General features: G+C 48.5%; 7 protein-coding genes. All 7 read left to right on the top strand.

Going from position 1 to position 10,584, the window contains the following annotated elements:
* Nucleotides 1-659: alpha-E domain-containing protein (locus VIM87_RS12405; RefSeq protein WP_331997301.1), on the top strand; the 659-nt coding region annotated here is incomplete at its 5' end.
* An 18-nt stretch (nt 660-677) separates the two neighbouring features.
* A complete protein-coding gene (locus VIM87_RS12400) occupies nt 678-1,613 on the top strand; it encodes a transglutaminase family protein (RefSeq protein WP_331997300.1) in 936 nt (311 codons plus the stop codon).
* A gap of 373 nt (nt 1,614-1,986) precedes the next feature.
* Nucleotides 1,987-2,382, top strand: a complete 396-nt coding sequence (locus VIM87_RS12395) for a hypothetical protein (protein WP_331997299.1) — start codon at nt 1,987-1,989, stop codon at nt 2,380-2,382.
* Between the two features lie 163 nt (nt 2,383-2,545).
* The gene (locus tag VIM87_RS12390) at nt 2,546-3,661 is read left to right on the top strand and encodes an efflux RND transporter periplasmic adaptor subunit (RefSeq protein WP_331997298.1); all 1,116 of its coding nucleotides are present in this window, start codon (nt 2,546-2,548) and stop codon (nt 3,659-3,661) included.
* Between the two features lie 20 nt (nt 3,662-3,681).
* Nucleotides 3,682-6,804 (top strand): efflux RND transporter permease subunit, encoded by a 3,123-nt coding sequence (locus VIM87_RS12385; protein ID WP_331997297.1) that lies wholly within the window; start codon nt 3,682-3,684, stop codon nt 6,802-6,804.
* A gap of 167 nt (nt 6,805-6,971) precedes the next feature.
* Nucleotides 6,972-8,348, top strand: a complete 1,377-nt coding sequence (locus VIM87_RS12380; protein WP_331997296.1) for a TolC family protein — start codon at nt 6,972-6,974, stop codon at nt 8,346-8,348.
* 877 nt (nt 8,349-9,225) lie between these two features.
* The coding region (locus VIM87_RS12375; protein ID WP_331997295.1) for a nitronate monooxygenase at nt 9,226-10,584 on the top strand (1,359 nt) is incomplete at its 3' end.

Below are 10,584 nucleotides of genomic sequence, written 5' to 3'. Positions count from 1 at the left end.
GCGGCGTACAGGACCACATCACCAAGGAAGTATGGGAGGAGGTAAATGCCATTTACCATCTCATGAACCAGCCTTCGGTAGACCAGCGCCTCATGAGCTATGAAGCGCTGGAAGTGCTGGACGCCATTACCAGGCATACTGTTTTGTATAACGGCGTTACAGACATTACCATGTCGCGCGGGCTGGGCTGGAACTTTATGAACCTGGGAAAATATGTGGAGCGCTGCCTGGAAACCATTGTGCTTACCAACAAGGAGTACCAGCGTATCAATTATAACCTGGATACCGTGCAGGACATTATGCAATGGCGTTACCTGCTGATGTCGCTCTCCGGTTATGAGCTGCATTTAAAAACATACCGCACCGCTAATTATAATTCAAATGTATTGCACCAGGTGCTGTTCAATGATAACTTTCCGCATTCCGTAGCCCATACCCTGGGCAGGGCTGAACGGCGCCTGCAGGAAGTTATAAGGGGCAATCCCATGGCGGAGAATGATGCGCTCACCCGCTGTTTCGGGCGCCTGTTCAGCAAGGTGCGCTACACCGACCTGGATACATTGAATAACGGATCTTTACAGCAGTTCCTGGAAGAAATAAGGCAGGACCTGCAGGAATTTACCATTCAGCTGAGCCGCCAATTCTTTTCTTACGTATAAGCTTTATCAGATAGGATTATGTCTATTTTCAAGATACATCATATTACCCGTTACGAGTACGACCGGCCGGTAAAGGAAAGCGCCAACGAAATAAAGATCTTTCCTTACCAGTGTGCCGACCAGGAAGTGTTACAGCACGACCTGTTCATCACAGATCACCCGAACGTACAAACGTTCTCCGACTACTGGGGCAATAAAACCGGCTTGTTCAACATTCTGCCTTCGCATAACCTGCTGGCAATTGAAAGCAAGCTGCTGGTGCGCACCACGGCATCGTCCCAGCTGGGAATAAATTTTCATTCCAATTTTAAACAGCTGCAGCAGGAAATGGACGGCCAATTACAATTGCTGGAGCTGGGTAACCGCGATGCTATACAGTCACAGGCCGCCATAGACGCTATTGCCATTGCTGTGCGCCGCGGCGAAAGTGTGGCAGGCGTAGTAGAAAGCTGCAGCGAATACATTTTTAAACATTTCAAATACATTAAAGGCATCACCAACGTAGAAACCACTGTGGATGAAATATTGCAGCATGGCGCCGGTGTATGCCAGGACTTTGCCCACCTGATGCTGCAAATATTGCGCACCTGCCAGATCCCTGCCCGTTATGTGAGCGGGTATATTTGCCCGAATAAGAACGGGATGCGGGGCGAGGGCGCCACGCATGCCTGGGTAGAGGCCCTGATCCCCGGTTACGGCTGGGCCGGCATAGACCCTACCAATAATATCTGGGTAACCAATAAGCACGTAAAATTATCCGTAGGCCGCAATTTCCGCGATTGCAGCCCTGTACGTGGCACCTTCAAAGGCCCGGCCCGCCAAAAGCTAACAGTATTTGTTTCCGTTGGCTATGAAGATGGTCAATTCTTCGAAGAAATGAATAATGTAGATACCGTAGGCAGCCAGCAAGCCCCGCTGGAGCATCCGGATGGAAGTTTTGCAGGGCAGCAGTAATAATTAAGAATGAATAATTAATAATGAATGCGTACTGCGCATTGAGTTGTAGTTAAATGATTGTATGTTATATCACAGCATATACTAAAGTTTAGTTAAAATAATTACATACTGTTGCATCCCGTAAGTATTTCAGGACAACTAATTCCTGCCGTAACATTCTCTGAACTAATTAATAATGAAGACTAAACAATAACCCGGGTTACCTGCCACACGATTATTAATTATTCATTCTTAATTATTAATTACTCCGCTTATCCAATTCCACTTTGATCCCTGCGCACTATGATATACCTTTGCACCACTAATATTTGGGGACTTCTCTTAAAGCGTGGTAAAGAAAATGCACATACCGGTTAAATGGCTCTGCTGTATGCTGTTCTTCAGCTTACGGCAGCTGGCAGGCTTTTTCCCCGACGCGCAGGCCCTGCAAACACCCGCTGCAGCTGCAGAAAAACACATTCAGCAAACAAAGGTTGATCTTTTTGACGATACCGCTTTTACCCGCCTGGCAGCAGAGCTGCTGGCAGATGAAACTGCGGACAATAACGGGGAGATCTTACGCGCCACCGCCCCCAGAGGCCGCAAGCAGCGCTATTACCTGAACGCCACTACGCAGCAGTTCAGCTGCAGCCCGCGCATCCTTTACCTGGATGAACGGCAATACAATTACATTCTCGAAAAAGAAAATAAAAGCGGCGTATATCAATGGCAGGATTCCTTTCTGCCCGCCTACTATAACTTCCTGTTCCGCTTAGCCCTTTTCTGAGCCTCCTTCTCCCCTTTCTGATCTGATCCGTTGATAATAAAGTACCTATTCCCTAACAGGAACCCGGCAGTACTTTGCATGGATCATACGGGCATTCAGATCCTGCAGGTTTATTAATTATGCAGGCATATTAATTATTCATTCTTAATTATTAATTATAATAATGCAGCAGCGTTTTATATACGCCATGCTGGTGATAGTCCTGTGGGGATGCACCACCAACGGCAATACCAATAACAAAAAGGAAAAGGCGCAGCCCTTCCCGGTTACAAAGCTGGTGATGAAAGACACTTTGCTGAAACATAACTATGTAGCCGGCTTACAGGCCGTTCGTAATGTAGAGATCCGGGCCAGGGTAAATGGTTTCCTGGAAAAGATCTATGTGGATGAAGGCCAGGAAGTGCAAAAAGGGCAATTACTCTTCTCCATAAATAACGAAGAGTACAAGGCACGGCTGGCAGAAGCCAACGCAAGCTTAAGCAGCGCCATTGCAGAAGCAAAAGCCGCGGAGGTAGATACCCGCCGCGTGAAAATGCTGGTGGATAAAAAGGTGATCGCACCTACAGAGCTGGAAGTGGCCACAGCCAAGCTCACTGCTGCACAGGCAAAAATAGATGAAGCGCGGTCGGCCACAACCACCGCTACCATGCACCTGAACTACACCAACATTTATGCGCCTTTTGATGGCACCATTGACCGTATTCCGCTGAAAACAGGCAGCCTGGTAACAGATGGTACGCTGCTCACCACCGTATCAGACACGCATGAAATGTATGCCTACTTCAATGTATCGGAAACAGAATACCTGGAATACCGGAAATCACAAAAAGGGCCCAGCAACAAAGCGGTAAACCTCATCCTGGCCGACGGTACTAATTATAGCTACCCCGGCAAGGTAGAGACCATAGAAGGGGAATTTGAATCCTCTACAGGCGCCATTGCCTTCCGCGCCCGCTTTCCCAATCCGCAAAAGCTGCTGAAACACGGCGCCAGCGGCAGCATTCAGCTGGAGAATACCCTGGAGGATGCATTGATCATTCCCCAGAAAGCCGTGTTTGAAATGCAGGATAAGAACTACGTTTTTGTAGTAGACACTGCCAACCGGGTAAGCATGCGCAGCTTTATGCCCGGCTCCCGCTTATCACATTGTTATATTGTGAAGAACGGGCTTAGCGCCGGTGAGCGCATTGTGTGCGAAGGCACGCAAACCATCCGCGAAGGCATGCACATTCATCCGGTTACCATTCCCCTCGACAGTTTGCTGAAGATGAAAATGTAGGGAAACAAAAACAACAACACATGTTTGATACTTTTATAAAGCGGCCGGTACTGTCGCTCGTTATCTCATTGATCATACTCCTACTGGGCCTGCTGGCATTGTTTACCCTGCCGGTTACCCAATTCCCGGATATTGTGCCGCCCTCTGTAACGGTAACGGCTAAATATACCGGGGCCAATGCAGAGGTGTGCGCCAAAGCCGTATCCACCCCGCTGGAACGCGCCATTAACGGCGTGCCGGGCATGACGTATATGTCGTCCGTATCCAGTAACAACGGTATTACGCTTATACAGATCTTTTTTAAGGTGGGCACCGATCCTGACCAGGCAGCAGTGAACGTACAGAACCGCGTAGCCACCATTATAGATGAATTACCGGAAGAAGTAATTAAAGCCGGTGTAACCACAGAAAAAGAGGTGAACAGTATGCTGCTGTACCTCAATGTAATGAGCGAAGATCCCAGCCTGGACGAACAGTTCATTTACAATTTTGCCGACATCAATGTGCTGCAGGAGCTGAAAAGAATTGACGGTGTTGGCTTTGCAGAGATCATGGGCGCCAAGGAATACGCCATGCGCGTATGGTTAAAGCCCGACCGTATGCTGGCCTACAACATTTCAGCAGAAGAAATTATTGCCGCTATCCGGCGCCAGAATATTGAAGCAGCACCCGGTAAAACCGGTGAAAGCTCTGACAAAAACCCACAACTGTTACAATATGTATTACGCTACACGGGTAAGTTCTTTGAACCTTCCCAGTACGCCGGCATCATCCTGCGCACAGAGGCAGACGGTGCTATGCTCCGCCTGAAAGACGTAGCAGAGCTGGAGTTCGGGGCATTAAGCTACGGCATGGTATCCAAAACAGATGGCAAGCCCTCTGCATCCATCATGCTGAAGCAGCGCCCCGGCTCCAATGCGCGGGAAGTGATCCAGAATGTAAAGGACCGTATGGCAGAGCTGAAAGCCACCTCCTTTCCTCCCGGCATGACGTACAATTTCAACTACGACGTATCCCGCTTCCTGGATGCCTCCATTCATGAAGTAGTGCGCACGCTGTTTGAAGCCTTCCTGCTGGTATTCCTGGTAGTGTTCCTGTTCCTGCAGGATTTCCGCTCCACCCTGATCCCTGCGCTGGCAGTGCCGGTGGCATTGATAGGCACTTTAAGCTTTATGCAGATGTTAGGTTTTTCCATTAACCTGCTTACCCTGTTTGCCCTGGTGCTGGCCATTGGTATTGTGGTAGATAATGCCATTGTGGTGGTGGAGGCCGTGCACGTAAAAATGAGTGAAGAGCACCTGCCTCCATTAGAAGCCACCATGGCTGCTATGAAAGAGATCAGCGGAGCCATTGTAGCCATCACGCTGGTAATGTCGGCCGTATTTATACCTGTAGCCTTCCTCTCAGGGCCCGTGGGCGTGTTTTACCGGCAGTTCTCACTAACGCTGGCATTCTCCATTGTAATATCCGGCATCAATGCAGTAACCCTCACGCCTGCACTCTGCGCCATCATGTTAAAGAATACGCACGGGCAGCCGGCAAAGAAAAGTTTACTACAGCGCTTTTTTGGCGGGTTTAACAAAGGTTATGATGCTACGGCTAACCGCTACCGGCAATTCATAGGCCGCATAGCAGGCCGGCGGCTTATTACCGTTGGATTGCTGATCCTGTTCTTCCTGGCTACCTGGGGCGCCAGCGCTATATTGCCATCCGGGTTTATTCCTTCGGAAGATCAGGGTATGATCTACGTAAATGTAACCACCCCGCCCGGCGCCACGGTAGAACGTACGGAGCAGGTGCTGGAACAGGTGTACCAGGTTGCGCGGAATATAGATGCTGTGGAATCCGCATCCACACTGGCCGGCTTTAGCCTGGTGAATGATGTTGCCGGCGCCTCTTACGGCATGGGCATGATCAACCTGAAACCCTGGGAAGACCGTAAAGCATCCGTAACAGAGCTAATTGCGGAGCTGGAAAAAAGAACCAGTCATATCAGGGATGCCAACATTGAATTCTTTCCGCCGCCCACAGTACCCGGCTTTGGGAATGCCAGTGGTTTTGAATTACGGGTACTGGATAAAACCGGCAGTGGTAACCTGCAGCAAACAGCTACTGCTACCAATAATTTTATAGCTGAATTAAAAAAGCGGCCCGAAATAGGTGCAGCCTTCACCAGCTTTGATCCCAGCTTCCCGCAATACATGATCCATGTAGACCAGGAGCGCGCCGCACAAAAAGGTGTGAGTATTGAAACCGCTATGAGCACGTTGCAAACCTTGCTGGGCAGCTACTACGCGTCTAACTTCATACGCTTTGGGCAAATGTATAAGGTAATGGTGCAGGCATCGCCACAGTACCGCGCCAAACCGGAAGATGTGCTGCACCTGTATGTTAAAAATGATAAAGGTGAAATGGTGCCCTTCTCCAACTTCATTCGTTTGGAACGGGTGTATGGGCCGGAGCAGCTTACCCGCTATAACATGTACACCGCCGCCATGATCAATGGAGATGCGGCGCCCGGCTACAGCAGCGGCGATGCTATTAAAGCCATCCAGGAAACCGCTGCGCAGCTGCCACGCGGCTATAGCTATGAATGGAGCGGCATGACGCGCGAGCAGATCCTTTCCGGCAACCAGGCCATTTATATTTTCATGATCTGCCTGGTGTTCGTGTACCTGCTGCTGGCCGCGCAATATGAAAGCTTCCTGCTACCATTACCGGTGATCCTGTCGTTACCCGCCGGTATCTTCGGCGCTTTCTTATCGCTGAAATTATTCGGTCTGGAAAATAACATTTATGCGCAGGTAGCATTGGTAATGCTCATTGGCTTGCTGGGTAAGAACGCCATCCTGATAGTGGAGTTTGCCATCCTGCGTAACAAGCAAGGCCTTTCGCCACTGGAGGCAGCAAAGGAAGGCGCGGTATCCCGCCTGCGTCCCATTCTCATGACCTCCTTTGCATTCATTGCGGGCTTAATACCCTTGTGTGTAGCGGCTGGCGCAGGCGCTATGGGTAACCGTTCCATTGGTACGGCAGCAGCAGGCGGTATGTTAATAGGTACTTTGTTCGGGGTGCTGGTAATACCGGGTTTGTATGTATTGTTCGCCAGCTTATCCCGCAAACGTTTAAAAGCAACATCATGATGGATCAAACTAAAATAAAGCGGCTTATTATAAAGCAGCTCAATATAAATAAAACAATACACTCCGCTGGATTCAGCATTCTGCATTCAGCGTTTAGCCTTAAGCGCCCGGCATTTAGCATTAAGCTTTTAGCTTTTAGCTTTCTTCTCCTTGCATTCGGCTGCCGCATGCCCAAACCACTGGTGCTGCCGGATAACAAAGCCATGCCGGATACTTTTGCCATTAGCAGCGCAGATACCGCCGGCATAGGCCAGCTGCCCTGGCAGCAGTTCTTTGAAGATGCACCTTTGCGCGCATTAATAGATACCGCCTTACAATATAATTATGCATTGCAAAGCAGCCGGGAAGAAATGAAGATTTCCGAAGCGGTATTACTGGCTGCCCGGTATGCATGGTTGCCAAATGTAAACCTGTCTGCCACTGCCGGTATTGATAAATATGGTAAATATACCCTGAATGGAGTAGGCAATTTTGACACGAATTTGTCTACTAACATTAGTAAAGATCAGCGCATTCCGGATCCTACGCCTGATTTTTTCCTGGGCCTGCGCAGCAGCTGGGAAGTGGATCTCTGGGGTAAGATAAAAGCGCGCAAACGGGCCGCCCTGGCGCGGTACCTGGCCAGTGCGCAGGGCCGCCGCCTGGTAACTACCTTATTGGTATCAGAAGTGGCCGCGCATTATTATACATTGGTAGCTTTGGATAATGAGCTGGCAATTATCAAAAAGAACATTGCGTTACAGGAAACCGCATTAGCCACCGTGCAGATCCAGCAATCTGCCGGGCGGGCAACATTACTGGCCGTACAGCAGTTTGAAGCGCAGCTGCTGGACACACGCAGCCTGGAACACATTACCCGCCAGCGCCAGTTAGTGGTGGAAAGCCAGCTGAATTTTCTATTAGGCCGTTATCCGCAGCCGGTGCCGCGTAGTAAAGCATTAGCAATAGATACGCTGGCAGCGCCCTGGAAGCCCGGCCTGCCCGGTAAGCTGCTTACCAACCGCCCGGATATTAAACAGGCGGAGCTGGAGCTGGCTGCATCCAAAGCAGATGTGCAGGCAGCCCGCAAAGCTTTTTTACCTTCTTTGAATATTACACCATACGGAGGCTTTAATGCTTTTAAAGCCGGCCTGCTGCTGGAGCCTGCATCCTTTGCCTATGGCGTATTAGGTGGTATTACAGCGCCGCTGTTCAATCAAAAGCAATTACAGGCGCAGTACCGCATTAATGAATCGGGCAGTAAAATATCTTATTATCATTACCAGCAAAAGATCCTGCAGGCTTACCAGGAAGTGTCTGTTGCATTGGGTAATGTGCAAAATCAGCAGCACATCTATGCCTTACGTGAAAAGGAAGTAAGTGTGCTGCAAAGCGCAGTATCCACCGCAAATGACCTGTTCTTAAGCGGTTATGCTTCTTATTTAGAGATCATTACCGCGCAAAAAAGTGTGCTGGAAGCAGAGCTGGCGTTGATTCATGCCCGCCGTGATATGCTGGCCGGCACGGTGCAATTGTACCAGACCTTAGGAGGCGGATGGCAGTAATTAATTAATAATGAATAATTAATAAAGCAGCGGGAATAATTGTCAAATGCACAGTATTTGTATTTCAAACCTTGTGCTGTACAATACTTTATTTCCTGCTGCTTTTTTTGATAGTTATTAATTTAAGTAATACGTGTATCCGTGCAAATTGTTTGCGTTAAGATACAGGTTAACCCCGGGAGATTTCTTCATGCAATGTTTCATCTTATATCCCCCTCAAAAAAGTCAATAACAAATAAACCGGCTTCATAAACATTCACTATGCCCCTTTTTACTGGCATTCTACAGATATTATAAAAATGTATATTCTTCTCAGGAATGAAATTAGCGTGTTAAAAACATGTTACCACGGGATCGCCGTTTGCTTTTTTTGTAAATTCATGTAAGAATTAATTAAAATATGCACCTATGAACAGTAAATTTTACCACCTTGCCCTTGATGAAATACAAGCCATCGTTGTTTTAGCATCACCTTTCGATTGATCATGCTTTTAAAGAACCACCACAATAAGAATGCATGTCAGCAACAGATGTACGCATGTGAAATAACATGTGAAGTGTGAAATAACAGATTGGACTTTAGAACCAGTGGACTATATCTTTTAAATACGGCCTTATTTAATCTTTACTCCCTTGAAGATTGGAAACCTTTTCTGTCTTTATTGAAAGCGCCTTGCCTGGTTATACCTATAAGTAGTTTTAATATATTTTTTTTTGAGAACCCATCCAGGCAAACAGACCGTATATATAGGAACAATAGAACCAACTATTTGTAATAACCATAGAACTATCCGGTATAAAACATAAAACCCTTGTAGCTAACAGCCTTACACTACCTGTTTACATTGGTATGCCTGCCGGAATAAAACCATAACCCATGGGAAAAATAAAAATTATCGGAGTGACTCCCCTGGAGCAACCGGATGCAGGCCTTGTATTGGCCCTGCTGAAAGCAAAAGCCTTTCCTGTACTTCATTTGGGCCGTGATCTGTCAAAAGCCCGGGCCGCGCTGAACACCATTACCGCAAAAAGCGACCAGCCCTTCGGTGTGTGTTTTGCAGATGAGCAGCTGGCCTCCATTTCCCTGCCGGCACAGGTTACACTCGCAATTATTCCTTATGGTTTTAAAATAACGTTACCCAAACACGTAGCAACTTATTACCAGGTGCATACCGTTGGCGAGGCGCACAAAGCCAAAGCAGCCAATGCACAGGGCATTATTATAAAAGGAAATGAAGGCGCAGGCGCCGTGAGCGATGAATCATCCTACATCCTGTTCCAGCGCGTGGTACGGGAAATAAGCGGGCTTGAAATATGGGTGCAGGGCGGCGTAGGCATACATACCGCCGCAGCGCTGGCAGCTACCGGCGCTACCGGTGTGGTGCTGGACAGCCAGCTGGTATTATTCCCCGAAAGCAATGTACCTGCCGCCATTAAAAATATATGTGAAAAGCTGAATGGTAATGAAACCCGTGTAATAGATCATTACCGTGTGCTGGCAAGGCCCAATTCACCTGTGCTGCCTGAAAAGGCCACCCAGCAAGACTTAGCGCCTTACCTGGGCATAACGGATGTGGATAAAGGTTATTTGCCCCTGGGCCAGGATATAGCCATTGGCATTGACCTGGCATTACGTTACAAAAAGCTGAACCGTTTAGTATTTGGTTTGCAGGAAGCCACTTACGGCCATCTGCAGCAAGCCAAAGCTTTAAATGTGTTAAGCCCGGGTAATGCTTTATCCAAAGAGCTGAACATACCCTACCCGATTGCACAGGGGCCTATGACCCGTGTGAGTGATGTACCTGCCTTTGCTGCCGCAGTAGCGGATGCAGGCGGGCTGCCCTTTGTAGCGCTTTCCTTATTAAAAGGCGAACCCGCCAGAAAGCTCATCCAGCAAACCAAAGCACTCGCAGGCGACAAGCCCTGGGGTGTAGGCATCCTGGGATTTGCGCCCCCTGAATTACGGGAAGAGCAGATCGCTTATATTAAAGATGAAAAACCACCCATTGTATTAATAGCCGGCGGCCGGCCTTCACAGGCCAAATCGCTGGAGCAGGCAGGCATTAAAACCTACCTGCATGTACCTTCCACTTCTTTGCTGGACATGTTCATTAAAGAAGGCGCCAAACGTTTTGTGTTTGAAGGGCGGGAATGCGGCGGCCACGTAGGCCCCTTATCCAGCCTGGTATTATGGGAGCGGCAGGTGGAACGTTTGCTGCAGGAAGAGCATGCCGAC

This window comes from Chitinophaga sp. (assembly GCF_036569125.1).
Taxonomy (GTDB): domain Bacteria; phylum Bacteroidota; class Bacteroidia; order Chitinophagales; family Chitinophagaceae; genus Chitinophaga.
The sequence above is the reverse complement of the archived record's forward strand: the minus strand, read 5'-3'. Positions and strand labels throughout refer to the sequence as shown.

Coding starts and splice junctions, on each gene's coding strand:
- VIM87_RS12400 (WP_331997300.1), top strand. CDS start 678: ATGTCTATTTTCAAGATACATCATATTACCCGTTACGAGTACGACCGG.
- VIM87_RS12380 (WP_331997296.1), top strand. CDS start 6,972: ATGCCCAAACCACTGGTGCTGCCGGATAACAAAGCCATGCCGGATACT.
- VIM87_RS12395 (WP_331997299.1), top strand. CDS start 1,987: ATGCTGTTCTTCAGCTTACGGCAGCTGGCAGGCTTTTTCCCCGACGCG.
- VIM87_RS12390 (WP_331997298.1), top strand. CDS start 2,546: ATGCAGCAGCGTTTTATATACGCCATGCTGGTGATAGTCCTGTGGGGA.
- VIM87_RS12385 (WP_331997297.1), top strand. CDS start 3,682: ATGTTTGATACTTTTATAAAGCGGCCGGTACTGTCGCTCGTTATCTCA.